The organism is Moraxella ovis, assembly GCF_900453105.1.
In the GTDB taxonomy this organism is placed as follows: Bacteria; Pseudomonadota; Gammaproteobacteria; order Pseudomonadales; family Moraxellaceae; genus Moraxella; species Moraxella ovis.
In genome coordinates this window covers 706,471-721,927 of sequence record NZ_UGPW01000001.1, presented here as the reverse complement: position 1 = coordinate 721,927, position 15,457 = coordinate 706,471, and the positions used below count along the sequence as shown (strand labels likewise).

The 15,457-nt window shown below is 45.9% G+C and carries 17 protein-coding genes; 9 read left to right on the top strand and 8 right to left on the bottom strand.

The window, feature by feature from the left end; genetic code table 11:
* Window positions 1–98: 98 nt before the first annotated feature.
* Together DYD54_RS03665 and DYD54_RS03660 are read left to right on the top strand one after the other, a co-directional pair.
* Window positions 99–608, top strand: a complete 510-nt coding sequence (locus tag DYD54_RS03665; protein WP_063513790.1) for a peptidylprolyl isomerase — start codon at window positions 99–101, stop codon at window positions 606–608.
* Between the two features lie 83 nt (window positions 609–691).
* Window positions 692–1,552, top strand: a complete 861-nt coding sequence (locus DYD54_RS03660; RefSeq protein WP_063513789.1) for a UDP-2,3-diacylglucosamine diphosphatase — start codon at window positions 692–694, stop codon at window positions 1,550–1,552.
* Here DYD54_RS03660 and DYD54_RS03655 read toward each other — a convergent pair.
* A complete protein-coding gene (locus tag DYD54_RS03655; RefSeq protein WP_063513788.1) occupies window positions 1,549–2,265 on the bottom strand; it encodes a rhomboid family intramembrane serine protease in 717 nt (238 codons plus the stop codon). The genes DYD54_RS03660 and DYD54_RS03655 overlap by 4 nt on opposite strands.
* A gap of 238 nt (window positions 2,266–2,503) precedes the next feature.
* Here DYD54_RS03655 and DYD54_RS03650 point away from each other — a divergent pair, with 238 nt between their 5' ends.
* From DYD54_RS03650 to DYD54_RS03640, 3 genes are read left to right on the top strand one after another with little or no spacing between them, the layout of a single operon-like run.
* Window positions 2,504–3,130 carry a TonB-dependent receptor plug domain-containing protein gene (locus tag DYD54_RS03650; RefSeq protein WP_063513787.1) on the top strand — a complete coding sequence of 209 codons (627 nt, stop codon included), beginning with the start codon at window positions 2,504–2,506 and terminating at the stop codon, window positions 3,128–3,130.
* A gap of 58 nt (window positions 3,131–3,188) precedes the next feature.
* Window positions 3,189–3,464, top strand: a complete 276-nt coding sequence (locus tag DYD54_RS03645; protein WP_063513786.1) for a hypothetical protein — start codon at window positions 3,189–3,191, stop codon at window positions 3,462–3,464.
* Window positions 3,440–5,029, top strand: a complete 1,590-nt coding sequence (locus DYD54_RS03640; protein WP_063513785.1) for a TonB-dependent receptor domain-containing protein — start codon at window positions 3,440–3,442, stop codon at window positions 5,027–5,029. Before DYD54_RS03645 ends, DYD54_RS03640 begins: the two co-directional genes overlap by 25 nt.
* A gap of 59 nt (window positions 5,030–5,088) precedes the next feature.
* Here the strand turns inward: DYD54_RS03640 and DYD54_RS03635 are convergent, their stop codons facing one another.
* The gene (locus DYD54_RS03635) at window positions 5,089–5,919 is read right to left on the bottom strand and encodes an ion transporter (RefSeq protein ID WP_063513784.1); all 831 of its coding nucleotides are present in this window, start codon (window positions 5,917–5,919) and stop codon (window positions 5,089–5,091) included.
* A 119-nt stretch (window positions 5,920–6,038) separates the two neighbouring features.
* On the opposite strand from DYD54_RS03635, the gene DYD54_RS11285 reads away from it, so the two are divergent.
* From DYD54_RS11285 to DYD54_RS03620, 4 genes are all read left to right on the top strand, one after another.
* Window positions 6,039–6,263, top strand: coding sequence for a hypothetical protein (locus DYD54_RS11285; RefSeq protein WP_146740117.1), 225 nt, complete (start codon window positions 6,039–6,041; stop codon window positions 6,261–6,263).
* Between the two features lie 72 nt (window positions 6,264–6,335).
* The gene (locus DYD54_RS03630) at window positions 6,336–7,085 is read left to right on the top strand and encodes a YebC/PmpR family DNA-binding transcriptional regulator (protein ID WP_063513783.1); all 750 of its coding nucleotides are present in this window, start codon (window positions 6,336–6,338) and stop codon (window positions 7,083–7,085) included.
* Window positions 7,086–7,191: 106 nt separating this feature from the next.
* The gene (gene ilvA, locus DYD54_RS03625; protein ID WP_063513782.1) at window positions 7,192–8,736 is read left to right on the top strand and encodes a threonine ammonia-lyase, biosynthetic; all 1,545 of its coding nucleotides are present in this window, start codon (window positions 7,192–7,194) and stop codon (window positions 8,734–8,736) included.
* 221 nt (window positions 8,737–8,957) lie between these two features.
* Window positions 8,958–9,164 (top strand): WG repeat-containing protein, encoded by a 207-nt coding sequence (locus DYD54_RS03620; protein WP_063513781.1) that lies wholly within the window; start codon window positions 8,958–8,960, stop codon window positions 9,162–9,164.
* Here the strand turns inward: DYD54_RS03620 and phoR are convergent.
* From phoR to pstS, 6 genes are all read right to left on the bottom strand, one after another.
* Window positions 9,156–10,439, bottom strand: coding sequence for a phosphate regulon sensor histidine kinase PhoR (gene phoR, locus DYD54_RS03615; protein ID WP_063513780.1), 1,284 nt, complete (start codon window positions 10,437–10,439; stop codon window positions 9,156–9,158). The genes DYD54_RS03620 and phoR overlap by 9 nt on opposite strands.
* On the bottom strand, window positions 10,439–11,131 hold the full coding sequence (phoB, locus tag DYD54_RS03610) for a phosphate regulon transcriptional regulator PhoB (RefSeq protein ID WP_046696867.1): 693 nt from the start codon (window positions 11,129–11,131) through the stop codon (window positions 10,439–10,441). Before phoB ends, phoR begins: the two co-directional genes overlap by 1 nt.
* Before the next feature lie 113 nt (window positions 11,132–11,244).
* Entirely contained in the window at window positions 11,245–12,039 is a 795-nt protein-coding gene (gene pstB, locus DYD54_RS03605) for a phosphate ABC transporter ATP-binding protein PstB (RefSeq protein ID WP_063513779.1), read from the bottom strand.
* A gap of 33 nt (window positions 12,040–12,072) precedes the next feature.
* Window positions 12,073–12,993: a phosphate ABC transporter permease PstA gene (pstA, locus tag DYD54_RS03600; protein WP_084260593.1), complete on the bottom strand. Its 921-nt coding sequence runs from the start codon at window positions 12,991–12,993 to the stop codon at window positions 12,073–12,075.
* A gap of 40 nt (window positions 12,994–13,033) precedes the next feature.
* On the bottom strand, window positions 13,034–13,987 hold the full coding sequence (gene pstC / locus DYD54_RS03595) for a phosphate ABC transporter permease subunit PstC (protein WP_063513778.1): 954 nt from the start codon (window positions 13,985–13,987) through the stop codon (window positions 13,034–13,036).
* A 101-nt stretch (window positions 13,988–14,088) separates the two neighbouring features.
* On the bottom strand, window positions 14,089–15,243 hold the full coding sequence (pstS, locus tag DYD54_RS03590; RefSeq protein WP_084260592.1) for a phosphate ABC transporter substrate-binding protein PstS: 1,155 nt from the start codon (window positions 15,241–15,243) through the stop codon (window positions 14,089–14,091).
* Window positions 15,244–15,457: the final 214 nt, after the last annotated feature.

Sequence of the window (15,457 nt, the reverse complement as noted above, 5' to 3'; positions counted from 1 at the left end):
AATTTTTTTGGCTTTTGATTGGGATTTGATTAAGGGTATGCTATAATTTAGCCATCATTTTTGATACTTAACTTTTTATTTTATTGTAAGGAATAATCATGGATATGCCTGTTGTACAATTTGACACCACTCACGGCGCCATCGTCATCGAACTAAACGCCGAAAAAGCCCCTGTCACCGTTGCCAACTTCATCGACTACGTTGAAAGCGGTCATTACGACGGTACAATTTTCCACCGTGTGATTGATGGCTTTATGATTCAAGGCGGCGGCATGGACGCGGACATGAACGAAAAACGCACCGGCACACCGATCAAGAACGAAGCTGACAACGGCCTAAAAAACGACATCGGCACCATCGCCATGGCTCGTACCCAAGACCCGCATTCTGCAACCGCTCAGTTCTTTATTAACGTTAAAAACAACGACTTCCTAAACCACTCAAGCCCAACACCACAAGGCTGGGGTTATGCGGTATTCGGTAAAGTAACCGACGGCATGGATGTGGTTAATCAAATCAAAGGCGTTGCGACAGGTCGCTATGGCTACCATTCAGACGTACCTAGCACGCCAATCGTCATCAACTCTGCCAAAGTTATCTCAAAATAACCCAAAGCAAACACCATAAGGGGCGGAAAATTTTTCGCCCTTTTGTGATTTTCATCACTCATAAATTCAAGCGCTGATTCAACATGCAAGATTTCAATCATCTTCTGACCACCAAGCCTCACGACATCCGCATGGTATTTGTGAGCGACTTGCATTTATCGGCCGATACCGCAATGCTGAATCAGGCGTTTTTGGCACTATTACAGGATTTGATGGCTTTGCCAAATCTGCAGACACTCTATATCTTAGGAGATTGGCTGGATAGCTGGATTGGTGATGATGATTATTTAAGCTTATCTGATGCCCAAAAGTCTGCGCATTGGCTTACGCCCATTATACATCAGCTAAAAAAGCTTTCCGACAAGACCACCATTTATATCATGCATGGCAATCGCGACTTTATGATACGCCAAGGTCTGTGCGATTTCTTAGGTGGTACACTGATTAAAGAACCCTATTTTTTAACTTTATCCAACGCATCAAAACTTCGCCTAGAACACGGTGATCGCCTGTGTACCGATGACAAAGCCTATCAACGCTACCGCAAAATCATTCAAAACCCCGTCATCTCTTGGCTAATCCTAAAGCAGCCACTGGCCAAGCGCAGGCAACTCGCTCAAAACATCAAACAAAAATCCCAAAACGACAAATCCCAAAAAACTGCCGTCATCATGGACGTGAATGACAATGCAACCCATAACGCCCTAGCTACATGCGACATTCTGATGCATGGGCACACACATCGGCCAGCCGTGCATAACATTGATGGTAAAAAAAGAGTCGTTCTTGGTGACTGGCGACTTAATAGCAATCAAGTGACGGCAGTTATCGGGGCAGTGCTTGATGATGGTGAGATGGGTTTATGGGAGTTTCGCCATCCTGTCAGATGCCAGAACCACTTGGTATTTACATTTCAAAAAAGCGATCTAATGGTCTTATCTTAGGCTATTAGCGCCAAAACCTGAGTATGCAGCTGCCACCAAACCACGCCAAAAACTACCGCTACAACCATTGACATCTTCCAAAACCATGCGCGCGACAGCTTAGATTTCAACACCAATGACACCACCATCCCAAACAACGCCCCAATCAATGCACCACCAATGTGCGCTGCATTGTCAATGCCTGGCAGTGAAAACCCCATCAGAAGGTTAATCGCCATCACAACGAATAGACTTTTGGCATTCAAGACGAACATCGTCGGTGCACGCATCACCGCTAGCACCAATAAGAATACACCAAGTCCCATGATGCCGCCCGACGCGCCTGCTGACAGCCCCACTGATCCACCTGCTTGTACATCCTGCCAAGTAATGAATAGATTTAACAGATTACCACCCACCGCTGACAACAAGAACAACATCAAAAACTGCCACTTACCAATGATCTGTTCTGTAACTTGTCCAAAATAGTACACAGCAAAACTATTAAAAAGCAGATGAATGATCCCAATATGTAAAAACACACTAGAAGTCATACGCCAAGGCTCATGCGTGAGCGACAACGGCAAAAAATTCGCCCCAAAGCGCAACAAATCACTCGTGCTAGGATTATCCATGCTAACACCTTGGGTGAGCTGGTATAAGGCAAACCCCACAAAAATCACAATCAACAACAAGGTGACGGGTGCTTTTATTAATAAATTCTGAAAGTTCATAAATCACATCAATACCAATTCAAGAATCAGCATTATACCCCTTTTTCAAACTATTATTTATTAATGATAATATTATTTAATTGAAAATTATATCTAAATAAAATAGATTATTATCTACTTAATAAAATGACTCGGTTATAATTCCCCATAAATTACATTATTGTAATAAATTCTTAACATTGCTACGCTTTGGACAGTCTTTGTTCAACTTTATTTATGTTCAACCAAGGAAAACCGCATGGCACAACACACACCCTTTCCAAAAACCAATAAAGTGCTGCTGGCGCTCATCATTCCTGCAATGATGGCTTATGGCACCCAATCGACCGCTCAAGATACTAACGAACCCGGAGTCACGCTAGATACTCTAAATGTCACCGTAAATGCTAAACCCAGAGAAAAAGTTGGCGAAGAGATCATCACACGCCGTGAGCTTGATGAGCAAAATATCCAAAACGCTCATGACCTCGTCCGCTATAATACCGAAGTGGACGTGGCAGAAGTCGGTCGCTATGGCAATAAAGGCTTTGCCATTCGTGGCGTAGACGGCAACCGTGTGGCGATGAATATTGATGGGGTGGCGTTGCCTGAGATTGAAAGCAATGAGCTGTTCTCCCCTTATGGCGACATCTATGAGGGACGGTTTAACCCCGATGTAGAGATGATGGGGTCAGTATCAGTAACTGCAGGCGCTGACAGCATTGTATCAGGTTCGGGTGCTGTGGGTGGCCCTGTCGCCTATAAAACCAAAGAGCCTGCCAGTATGGTTACAGGTGATGGTAATTTAGGCGGTTATGCCAAGGTTGGCTACACCGCCAAAAATGAAGAGCTTTTGACTGCTGTAGGATTGGAGGGTATGGAATAAGGCAGAGCTTTTACTCAATTATGCTCACCGTAAAGGTCATGAACTTAAAAATCACGATATGCGTAGTCATAATAAAGAACGTGAACATAATATCAATTATGATTTTGCAGGTAATGGTGAACTCGGTCGTGCTTCACAACCCCAATCCACCTTTTATCCCGACAGCTTGACTTACAAGCGTGATGGTGTACTAGGTAAATTTTATTACCACATTAATGACAGTCATCGTCTTGGCGTACAAGCCATCTACCAAAAACAAAAAAAACACACTCTTATGCGTATAGCAAAAGTGGCAGTTCGGGTTATCGCATGCCTGAGGACACCGAAGAGATGAAAAGTTATGGGCTAAACTGCCGCTTTTTGCCCAATGGCAGTACATGGTTGGAAAGCCTAGAAGCTAAATATCAGCATCAAGAAGTGCTGGGTATTGCTGACACTTGGATTTATTCAGGGTTTCCCACATTGTCCTTGGGCAGAAGAGAGTATCGCCCCACCGAAACCACAACCAACCAATTTAGGCTAGATGGTAAGTTCATGCCGATAGATTGGGGCAAATTTGGTACGCACCAATTTAGTGCAACCGCCACTTATAATAAGCAAGATTATAAAGCAACCAATATCAGCGCACTATATAACAGCGGTGGTGTAATGACACAGGCTACTCAACCTTATAAAGTCGTCTTTCCTGACGCAAGAAAGGACATTTATAGCCTAATATTGTCTGATGACATACATTTTAATGACCGTCTAAATGCCAAATTAGGCGTGCGTTATGATTACCACAAGGTTGCTCCTTACTTCCAAAATGACACCTATCTTGGTGATATTCGCACAAACGAACAAAATGAAGTTAGTACCTGCCCAGCCAATACCTACTTAGTATTTTGCCAAGATTATGTTAATGGCGTTTACAACCAAAAGCCATCTTTTGACAAATTTACCTATAGCGGTGCTTTTGGGTATCACATTGTACCAAATAAGCTTACCGCTCGCTATAAAGTTGGCACAGGATTCTTAGCACCCAACATAACACAAATGTACTCAGCCTTTCAGGGCTTTGCCACACAACAAATCATCAATCCCAATCTAAAACCCGAAACATCAGTCAACCATGAGTTAGAGCTTGAATTTAAACCCAATGATGTGCTGACACTCACAGGTTCTGCCTACCAAAGTGATGATAAAAACTTTATTCACACAAGTTATTGGGATAGATGGGATAGCAAAGCCAAAGCCACAAAATGGGGTTGCTCACAATCTACTTGTATCATTTCTGAAAATTTAAATGATGCTCAAATCAAAGGCTATAAATTAGGTGTACGTGCTGACATCTCAAAATACCTAGGCACAAATGACAGAATGTATCTAACACTAGATTATCACAAATCTAAAGATAAAGCCAAAGTAGTTGCTGACCAAGAGGCTGATGGCGTGCTAGAAATCAATACATTAGCTTCTGTACCTAGTAGTACCATCCTAGGTATGGATTATTATTTTGGTGATGATGATAAAGCCTCTTTGCATTTTAAAGCAAAATTCACCGAAGCCAAACGTCCTGACGAAACCAAATACGTCAAAGCGGTCAGAGATTGGGGTCGTGCTTCAGGCTATCGCGAAGAGGTAGCAACCTATGACCACCTTAATCGCATTAAAGATACTTGGGTATTTGACGTATATGGCAGTTATAAACTAGCCAAAGGGCTTACCTTGCAAGCTGGTGTGTATAACCTGACCAATTTACGTTACTATCCTTGGGAAAATATGCGTCAGTTTGGCAACAATCCTAGTATTAATAACTTTATGGATTATAGTAATATCCGCGGTAGTGCAGGTCATGGCTTCAACCGCTACACCGCCCCAGGTCGTAACTACGCCTTATCGCTCACTTATGAATTCTAATCATTTCTCAATAAAAAAAGCCAATCCATCGCGATTGGCTTTTATTTTGTTAACTCTATTTAGACGTGCAAATCATGCCCGCATCGGTCGCAGAACTTGGCGTTGGATGCATGGCCGAATTTACCGCACTTTGGGCAACTGATGGGATGTAGCTGTGGGCGCATGGTTCGGGTAAGCTCAGCGGTAAAAATCCCCGTCGGCACGGCAATGATCGCATAACCTGTAATCATGACCATCGATGCGATCGCCTGACCGATTGGGGTTTTTGGTGAGATGTCACCATAACCCACCGTCGTCAAACTCACAACCGCCCAATAAATCGACAGCGGAATACTGGTGTAGCCATTCTCAGGACCTTCAACCACATACATCACCGAACCAAAAATCGTCACAAGCAACAACAACGATAAGAAAAACACGATGATCTTATGCTGACTGGTCTTAAACGCCGCCGCCAAAAATCCCGCCTGCTGCATGTATGAGCGTAATTTAAACACCCTAAAGATGCGCAAAATACGCAGAATACGCACCACAAGCAGATACTGCGTGCCCACGAAGAACAAGCTTAGATAGCTTGGTAATAATGCCAGCAAATCAATAATCCCAAAGAAGCTAAATGCATAACGCTTGCGATTCGGCGCAGAATACAATCGCAGCGCGTATTCAATGGTGAAAAGAATAGTAAACAGCCATTCAGCATAAAAAAACAGCTGACCGTACTGCAGCCGCAAAATCAAAACACTATCGAGCATGACCACCGCCACCGACAATGCAATAGCAATCAGCAGCAGCACATCAAAGAACTTACCTGTTCGGGTGTCTGTGCCTTCGATGACGATGTGGATTTTCTCTTTTAAGGGCAGGCTTTTTTTGTAAACAGGGGCTTTCATGCAAGATAGAATGAGAGAAAGATGGGTGTATTTTATAATAAAGTTGGGGCTTGGGATAGTATTTTTACAAAATTCTTGTTATAATTGATACGTTTTAGGCTTTTTACATTTGATTTATCATGAGAATCATCATCTTAATGCTACCCCTTGTCCTGACCGCTTGCATGAACATGACAGATTTTTCTGAAAGTAAGCGTCAAACACCCCAAACCTACCCGACTTACGACCCAAATTGCCAACGCCATATCCCAGTCCCACGCACACCACAAGGCTATCCTGACATGAGTTCGCCTGAATATCAAGAAACGCATCAGCGTTTCTTGATTCGCACACATTGCCCCTAGCAAATATTGGCAAATTCGCCCAAACCTTGTATAATAACCTATTCTATTATTTTCATTTAAAAGGTGCATTCTATGGCAGGTCATAGTAAATGGGCGAACATCAAACATCGTAAAGCCAAACAAGACGCCGCAAAAGGCAAAATCTTTACTAAAATCATTCGTGAAATCGTATCTGCCAGTAAAGGTGGCGATCCAGACCCTGCCAACAACCCACGCCTGCGTGCCGTGCTAGAAAAAGCCAACGCCGCCAACATGACCAAAGACGTGATTAAGCGTGCGATTGAGCGCGGTCAAGGCGGCGGAGAAGGCGACAACGTCCAAGAGATTACCTATGAGGGCTATGGCGTGGGCGGTGTGGCAGTCATCGTTGAGACCATGACCGACAACGTAAACCGCACCGTGGGCGAGGTTCGCCATGCATTCAGCAAACACGGTGGCAACCTAGGCACATCAGGCTCAGTGGCGTATCTGTTCTCTAAGCGTGGCGAGATTATTTTTAATGACGTATCACTAGAAGACAAAGTCATGGAGGTCGCCCTAGAAGCAGGCGCGAGCGACATCGAGAATGACGGTGAAAGCCTGCTTGTCATCACAGAGCCTAATGACTTCGGCGCTGTGGTGGATGCCCTGTTGGCAGCCGATCTAAAAGCTGACAGTATGGAAGTTACCATGTCACCAAGCACCACCGCTGATATCAACAACATTGACGACGCTCAAAAAGTGCTAAAAATGATCGATATGCTAGAAGATTTGGACGATGTGCAAGAAGTCTATACCAACGTCAATTTTAGCGATGACGTCATGGCACAGCTTGATGCTTAATCACAAAACTTTTTGCCCATAAAACATCGCCCAAGTCCGTTTATGCAGATTTGGGCGATTTTACATTGATGATTTTTATAAAAATTCGTTATGACAAGGAAAACTCATGACCACCCTATCTAACTACGTCCGTTCTATCATCACCGCCACCGTCTATGACGTTGCCATTCGCACTCCGCTTGAACAGGCGGACAAATTATCCGCACGCTTTGGCAATGACATTCGCCTAAAACGCGAAGACTTACAGCCTGTATTTAGCTTTAAACTGCGTGGGGCATACAATAAAATCAGCCAATTATCAGACGAACAAAAAGCCAAGGGCATCATCTGTGCATCTGCTGGCAACCACGCCCAAGGGGTTGCCTACTCGGCAAACCGCCTAAAACTTAATAACCTAATCGTCATGCCAAAAACCACGCCCGACATCAAGGTGCAAGCCGTTAAAGCCTTTGGTGGTACGGTGTATTTGCATGGCGACAGCTTTGATGAAGCCAACCGCTTTGCCATAGACAAGGCAACAACGGACGGCATGACCTACATCGCCCCTTATGATGATGAGCTGGTGATTGCAGGGCAAGGCACGGTGGCGTTAGAACTGTCGCAAGACTGGCGAGACATGGAATACGTCTTTGTGCCTGTGGGCGGTGGTGGCTTGGTGGCAGGCATGTCGGCATTTTTAGGCGAGGTTGCCCCGCACGTCAAGGTCATTGCGGTGGAATCCGAAGGGGCAGCGTGCCTAAAAGTCGCCTTAGCAGACGGCAAACGCACTCGCTTACCACAGGTAAGCCTATTTGCAGACGGGGTGGCGGTCGCTCAAATCGGACAAATTCCTTTTGACATCGCCAATCTAACCAAATCAAACGGGCAAGGCAAGGTCATCGATGACGTGATAACGTGCAATAACGATGAAATTTGTGCCAGTGTGAAAGACATCTTTGAAGAAAACCGCCACATCGTTGAGCCGTCTGGGGCGTTGGCGTTGGCAGGGCTAAAAAAATACATCAAAGAGCATGACTTGACTGGCAAAAACTGCGTGGCAATCGTCTCAGGGGCAAATATGAACTTTGATCGCTTGCGTTATATTGCCGAACGCACCGAGATCGGCGAGAACAAAGAAGCGATTTTTGCGGTGAAATTGCTCGAACAGGCAGGGGCGTTTTTAGATTTTTGTCGCTGTTTACAGGGGCGAAACATCACCGAATTTAACTATCGCCTAGATGCTACCAGCCCCAATGTCGCCCAGGTGTTTGTCGGCATTGGCTTAAAAGACGGTCAAAAAGAGCGTGCCACGATTGTCGATATGCTAGATAAGGGCGGATACGAAGCTTATGACCTAACCGATGATGAAGTTGCCAAAACGCATATCCGCTATTTAATTGGCGGGCATGGGCGACTGACCGATGAACGCCTGTTTCGTGTTATGTTTCCCGAGCGTCCAGGGGCGTTGTTAAACTTCCTTGAAAAATTGGGGCAGGATTTTAACGTAACTTTATTCCACTATCGCAATCACGGAGCGGCGGAAGGGCGGATTTTGGTGGGGCTACAAGCCACGCCCACAAGCGGACGGCAAATCGTGGACGCACTGACCGAGATTGGCTATGAATGTGAAGATTTGACGGATAATGTTGGCTATGGGGTGTTTTTAAAATAAACCCAAAAAAAAAACACGGTAACACGGTAATTAGTTGCCGTGTCTTTTATTGCCTGCAGCAGCCAAAAAGTTTGTTCTTACAAAGAGTTTTTGTAAAATAAACTAGGCACCCAACCCAATGGAAAATTTTATGAAAAAACTTCTAAACCCCTTGTCATCGCCCTATCCCTTTTAACCTTATCCGCTTAACCTTATCCGCTTTGGCGTGTGAAAGACCGAAAGTGGCGGGGTATGATTATGTGCGTTGTTTAAAAGATGGCTTGGCAATTGCAAAGAAAAACAACAAATACGGTTATGTTGATAAAACGGGTAAAACAGCCATATCTTTTCAATGCAACTACTCTTGGGGATTTAAAAATGGCAAAGCCCTTGTAGAGCTAAATGGTCAGTATTTTCATATAGATAAAACAGGCAAACGCCTAGACTGACTCGGATTTTGGCATTTTTACCCCAAACACGCTGCCCACGCCCACTTCGCTCTGAATGCTTAAAGTCGCATGATAACGCGCAAGGGCGTGTTTGGCAATGGCAAGCCCAAGCCCACTACCGCCCGTCTTACGACTTCTACCCTTATCCACGCGATAGAATCGCTCGGTTAAGTGTCCCAAATGCTCAGCATCAATCCCTTCGCCATTATCCTGCACAAAAAACTCAATCTCATCACCCACAGACAGATGAACATGGACATCAGTGCTGTTGTCAGTGTGGCGAATGGCATTGAACACAAGGTTACTAAACACGCTATACAGCTCTTTGTACACCCCTGATACCCACACGTCAGGCGCGATGTCGCTGGTGATGTGGTGGTGGCTGCTGAGTGCTTTGGCGTCTTGGCAGATGCCTTCGATCAGCTCGGATAGATTGATGGGTTCGGCGTGCTCTAGGCTTTTTTGGTCGTTCTCTAAGCGGGATAAAGTAAGCAAGCCTTCGATCAAATCAAGCATCCTTGAGCTTTCTTTTTGCATGAGTCCAATAAACTCACGCTGCAATGGCTTATCAAGATCGTTATCCGCCAAGGTCTCAAGAAAGCCTTGAATGACGGTTAATGGCGTTCTAAGCTCGTGTGAGACGTTAGCGATGAAAGTATTTTTTGAGATATTGAGCTGCTCGCTGGCACTGATGTCATGCGCGATGAGCATGTTGGCGTTCGCCTCGATGGGAATCAAATTCATCAGTAGGGTTTTTTGATTCAAAGTCAGTTTATCGTCCACACTCCCCCCTTGTGCGATCGCTTTGTCCAAAAATAACGAAAATTCTTCATGATCAATCTGTTCTTTTAATGAAAGCTTGGATGGCTTGAGCCCCAGATATTCGTCAGCGCGGGCGTTTTTCCATTCGATGCCGCCTTTCTCATTCACGATAAGTACGGCACTTGGAATGGCTGCCATCATGCGATTTAGGCGGTGAATGGTATCTGTTAGGCGTTGTTTGCGCTTGGTTCGGCTGCGCTCTTCGATGGACAATTTATCAAAAACGCCCTGCCAGACACCGCCCTGCCCACTTCCCGACCCGATCGCCTCTGGCATCGCTTGACGTCTGTCGTTGAGCCATTTGGTCAATCGATGCAGATGAATGCTATGGTACACGCCCCAAGCCACCAGCACAATGATCGCAAAGATAAACCCAGCATAATCACCAACCATATAAAAGCCAAACACACCGCACAACAGCGCAAATGCCAATACCGCCAACATCTGCACCATCAGGCCTGACCTTTATCATTAAAGCTATAACCCACGCCGCGCACCGTTTCGATGTAGTGTGCCACACCCACCTCTTCAAGCTCGCGTCTTAGCCTACGAATGTGTACATCCACCGTCCGCTCTTCGATGAATACATGATCACCCCATACCAAGTCTAATAGCTCACCGCGGCTATAGATACGATCTGTGTGTGTCATGAAGAAATGCAAGAGCTTAAACTCTGTCGGACCAAAATGAATCGCCTTGCCATCGACTTTCACTTGATGCTCCTGCGGGCTTAGGGTCAGTCTACCAACTTGTACGATGTCGTCTGTCTTCTGCGGGGCGCGACGACGAAGCAACGCCTTGATGCGCGCCACCAGCTCTCGCGGACTAAATGGCTTGGTGACATAGTCATCTGCACCCAGATTCAGTCCAAGCTCCTTATCAGCCTCTTCGCCGCGTGCGGTCAGCATGATGATGGGCAGATCCTTGGTGCGCTCGTTCATGCGTAGCTCTTTGGCGAAGTCCACGCCAGACATCTTCGGCAGCATCCAATCAAGTAGAACCACATCAGGAAGACGATCATCGATGACCGCCTTAGCGCCTTCGGCACTTTCGACCAAGTTCACCTCAAATCCCGCCTGCTGCAAACCAAATTCAATCAGTCTTTGGATAGACAGTTCATCTTCTACGACAAGTATGCTTGGCATGACATATCCTTTTTTCTTGATATCAATACTAAAAATTCTGGAAAAAATGGTACATTCAATAGCTCAAATGTACCATCAATTTCTCAAAATGTGAAACAAAAAATTTGAGCGTATTAGCCGAATTTACCCGTGATGTAATCGTGGGTCGCCTGCACTTTTGGCTGAGTGAACATCGTGTTCGTCTCACCGATCTCGATCAGCTCGCCCAGATACATATAGGCGGTTTGATCAGACACACGAGCCGCTTGCTGCATGTTATGGGTAACGATGGCGATGGTGTAGTCATGCTTTAGCTCACCGATCAGTTCTTCGATGAATCCTGTAGAGATCGGGTCTAGTGCAGATGTCGGCTCATCAAGCAGTAGCACCTCAGGGCGGCAGGCTGCCGCACGTGCGATGCATAGACGCTGCTGCTGACCACCTGACAGAGAGTTGCCAGACTGCTTTAGCTTGTCCTTAACTTCCGTCCATAGCGCGGCTTTTTTTAGCGCCCATTCGACACGCTCATCCATGTCGGCTTTGCTTAGCTTTTCGTATAGTTTCACGCCAAAGGCGACATTGTCATAGATTGACATCGGGAATGGCGTGGGTTTTTGGAACACCATGCCCACCTTAGCGCGCAGCAGGTTCACATCCACATCAGCACCCAGAATGTCATTGCCATCAAGCAGAATCTTACCTGTGGTGTGGCTTTCGTTATACAGGTCGTACATGCGGTTGAAGCTACGAAGTAGCGTTGATTTACCGCAGCCTGACGGACCGATGAATGCTGTTACCTGATGTGCAGGGATGTCTAGGTTGATGTTCTTTAGCGCGTGGAATTTGCCATAGTAGAAGTTAAAATCCTTCACGCTGATCTTTGGCGCTTGGGCTGATGGTGCGATGATGTCAGAAGTTGGTAGGTTCATGGTTATTCTCAAAATTCAGTACAATGGTTTAAGTTAGTGTGACTTAGACTGCATGACACGTGCGATGATGTTCGTCGTCAATACAGACAATGCGATCAGTAGTGCCGCCGTCCATGCCAGAGCGTGCCAGTCAGCATAAGGACTCATGGCGAATTGATAAATCACGTTCGGCAAATTCGCCATCGGTGATGACATGTCAGTGCTGAAGAATTGGTTATTCAAGGCTGTGAACAGTAGCGGTGCAGTCTCACCTGAGATACGCGCAAGGCTAAGCAGTACACCGGTCATCACACCTGCTTTGGCGGCTTTTAGAGTAACCATGCTGACCAGCTTGTATTTAGGTGTGCCTAGTGCAAAGGCAGCTTCACGAAGCGCATTCGGGACAAGGCGTAGCATGTTCTCTGTGGTACGCACCACGACAGGAATCACCAGCAGTGATAATGCCAAAGAACCTGAAAAACCTGAGAACCGACCCTGTGGCACAACGATCAGACCATAGATAAATAGACCGATCACGATAGATGGTGCAGACAGTAGCACGTCGTTCATAAAGCGTGTGGCAGCAGCCAGTTTGCTATTACGTCCAAATTCCGCCAAATAAATACCACAAAAAATACCAATCGGCGTACCGATAAGCAGACCGCTGGCAGTAATCATAAGACTACCGATGATGGCGTTACGCAGACCGCCCTGCATGCCCGGCGGCGGTGTATCTAGGCTAAATACGTGCGCACCAAGCCCCGTGATGCCCTCATAAAATAGCGTATAAAAAATCCAACCAAGCCAGAACAAGCCAAACGCCATCGCCACATAAGCGAACAAGAGCGAGCCTTTATTGATCAGGCGGCGGCGTGTATAGATGGCATTGTCCGATGTCTTATTCACCGCAGGAAATAGTGGCGTATCTAGACGTGGCACGTTAACTTTTGGTTTATTGGCGACTTCGATTTGCATGGGTTTTTCCTTTTATTTACAATTTGACGGTTTGATTGGCTTATCGGCCTTCGTTCTTGGTCATTCTCATGAGCATAAGCTTTGAGATACACAGCACGATGAATGTAATGATGAACAGGATCAAGCCTAAGAACAGCAGCGATGATACGTGCATTGGGTCGATGGCTTCGGCGAATTCGTTGGCAAGTGCTGAGGTAATCGATACGCCAGAGCCGAACAAATCCAGGCTTAGGTTGAAGGTGTTACCGATGATGAATGTCACCGCCATCGTCTCACCCAGCGCACGTCCAAGACCCAGAATGATGCCGCCGACAACACCTGACTTGGTATAAGGCAGTACCACACTGCGGATCACTTCCCAGCGGGTTGCACCCAATCCATAGGCAGACTCTTTTAGCATGGGTGGTGTCACTTCAAAGACATCTCGCATGACAGATGCGATGAATGGAATAATCATGATCGCCAAAATCAAACCTGCTGCCAAGATACCAATGCCCATCGGCACGCCTGAGAAGAGCTTATCAAGTACAGGAATCTGACCGATGGTCTTGGCAAGTGCAGGCTGAACATGGTCTGCAAAGATCGGCGCGAACACGAATAGACCCCACATACCATAAATAATCGAAGGAATACCTGCTAGCAGCTCAATACAGATGCCTAGGGGTTTTTTTAGGAATTTTGGGCAAAGCTCGGTTAAGAAAATGGCAATACCGAAGCTTACAGGTGTGGCGATACCCAGCGCGATGATGGATGTCAAGATCGTGCCATAAATCGGTGCCAATGCGCCATATTCACCAGCGACAACATCCCAGTTGCTCGACGTTAGGAAGTCAAAGCCGAACTTTTGGATGCTGGGCCAAGCACCGTAGATGAGAGATACCAAGATACCACCCAAAATAAGCAGAACCAATGTGGCGAACAGTCGAGTCGTTCCGACAAATACCTTATCGTACAGCTGCTCGCGTTTTAATTTTTTGGCAAGGACATTATCCATGAAAAGCGTCTCCAATCACGCTTAGATACATCACAACATTCAATGAAAAATCATAAATAAAAGAAAAAACCACCATAGCGATGGTTTTTTCTTGTTTAGGCTTAGTTGCCTACGTATAGTGGTTTACCATCTTGACCAACCACTTGCTCCCACTCTTTACGAACTAGGTCTTTTACGTTCGCTGGTAGTGGCACATAGTCAAGACCTTTTGCCATGTCGTCACCCTCTTTAAATGCCCAATCAAAGAAAGTCAGAGCGGCTTTGGTGTTGTCTAGGTTAGCTGGGTTCTTGTGAACTAGGATGAAAGTTGCTGACGCCAGTGGCCATGCGTTGTCGCTTGGTTGGTTGGTTAGAACTAGGTTAAAGCCCTTGGTGCTTGACCAATCAACATCTGCTGCTGCCGCGAATGTCTCTTGTGATGGCTGAACGAATTGACCCGCTGCGTTTTGAAGCTGGGTGTGCGCCATGTTGTTTTGTTTTGCGTATGCATATTCAACATAGCCGATCGAGTTCTTCACACGACCTACATACGTTGCCACGCCTTCGTTGCCTTTACCTGCTGTACCAGTTTGAGCGGTTGGCCACTTAACTGTCTTGTCTGCGCCTACAGTGTCTTTCCACTTGGTAGATACTTGGCTTAGGTAGTTGGTGAAGATGAAGCTTGTGCCCGAACCATCAGAACGGAATACGGTCACGATGTTCTCATCAGGTAGGGTTAGGTCTGGGTTTAGCTCAGCGATTTTTGGGTCGTTCCACTTAGTGATGTCGCCTAGATAGATTTGAGCCAGAACGTCGCCAGTTAGCTTTAATGCGCCAGCTTCAACGCCTTCGATGTTCACGATTGGCACAACACCACCGATCACGGTTGGGAACTGCACTAAACCTTCTTTATCAAGCTCTTCTGCGCTCATTGGCGAGTCGGTCGCACCAAAATCAACCGTCTTAGCCACGATTTGCTTCACGCCGCCAGATGAACCGATTGATTGATAGTTAACTTGACCGCCTGCTTTTTCTAGGAAGCCTTGCGCCCATTGTACATAGATAGGTTGTGGGAATGATGCGCCTGCACCTGTTACGTTCATTGCAACTTTATCAATTGCAGCCGCAGGAGCGGTAGCGTTTTCTTGTGGTGCTGCAGCCGCTGGTGCTTGCTCTGCACCTTCTTTTGCTGGTGCTGCTTTATCTTGGCAACCTGCTAGAGTCATCGCGCCTAGTGATAGGCATAGTGCTGAGATGATGAACTTATTTGCTTTCATATTATTACCTTGTGAAAAGTTGTCCCGCCATGGGTGTTAAGGAGATACCACTAACTTACTGGCGCTAAGTTTAACAACCAAAAATGACAGTTATATGACAAGTAATTTATTTTTTAGTTTTTGTATGACAATGTTGTTTTTTGGTAAATTTGGTTCAAATACCCGAAAAATTTCCCATCTTTTCCGACCAAGCCAATTTATCTTACTTTTACCA

What these genes read in the sequence shown, in the direction of transcription:
- DYD54_RS03665 (WP_063513790.1), top strand. Translation starts at nt 99, where the DNA reads ATGGATATGCCTGTTGTACAATTTGACACCACTCACGGCGCCATCGTC.
- DYD54_RS03660 (WP_063513789.1), top strand. Translation starts at nt 692, where the DNA reads ATGCAAGATTTCAATCATCTTCTGACCACCAAGCCTCACGACATCCGC.
- DYD54_RS03655 (WP_063513788.1), bottom strand. Translation starts at nt 2,265, where the DNA reads ATGAACTTTCAGAATTTATTAATAAAAGCACCCGTCACCTTGTTGTTG.
- DYD54_RS03650 (WP_063513787.1), top strand. Translation starts at nt 2,504, where the DNA reads ATGGCACAACACACACCCTTTCCAAAAACCAATAAAGTGCTGCTGGCG.
- DYD54_RS03645 (WP_063513786.1), top strand. Translation starts at nt 3,189, where the DNA reads ATGCGTAGTCATAATAAAGAACGTGAACATAATATCAATTATGATTTT.
- DYD54_RS03640 (WP_063513785.1), top strand. Translation starts at nt 3,440, where the DNA reads ATGCCTGAGGACACCGAAGAGATGAAAAGTTATGGGCTAAACTGCCGC.
- DYD54_RS03635 (WP_063513784.1), bottom strand. Translation starts at nt 5,919, where the DNA reads ATGAAAGCCCCTGTTTACAAAAAAAGCCTGCCCTTAAAAGAGAAAATC.
- DYD54_RS11285 (WP_146740117.1), top strand. Translation starts at nt 6,039, where the DNA reads ATGAGAATCATCATCTTAATGCTACCCCTTGTCCTGACCGCTTGCATG.
- DYD54_RS03630 (WP_063513783.1), top strand. Translation starts at nt 6,336, where the DNA reads ATGGCAGGTCATAGTAAATGGGCGAACATCAAACATCGTAAAGCCAAA.
- ilvA (WP_063513782.1), top strand. Translation starts at nt 7,192, where the DNA reads ATGACCACCCTATCTAACTACGTCCGTTCTATCATCACCGCCACCGTC.
- phoR (WP_063513780.1), bottom strand. Translation starts at nt 10,439, where the DNA reads ATGGTGCAGATGTTGGCGGTATTGGCATTTGCGCTGTTGTGCGGTGTG.
- phoB (WP_046696867.1), bottom strand. Translation starts at nt 11,131, where the DNA reads ATGCCAAGCATACTTGTCGTAGAAGATGAACTGTCTATCCAAAGACTG.
- pstB (WP_063513779.1), bottom strand. Translation starts at nt 12,039, where the DNA reads ATGAACCTACCAACTTCTGACATCATCGCACCATCAGCCCAAGCGCCA.
- pstA (WP_084260593.1), bottom strand. Translation starts at nt 12,993, where the DNA reads ATGCAAATCGAAGTCGCCAATAAACCAAAAGTTAACGTGCCACGTCTA.
- pstC (WP_063513778.1), bottom strand. Translation starts at nt 13,987, where the DNA reads ATGGATAATGTCCTTGCCAAAAAATTAAAACGCGAGCAGCTGTACGAT.
- pstS (WP_084260592.1), bottom strand. Translation starts at nt 15,243, where the DNA reads ATGAAAGCAAATAAGTTCATCATCTCAGCACTATGCCTATCACTAGGC.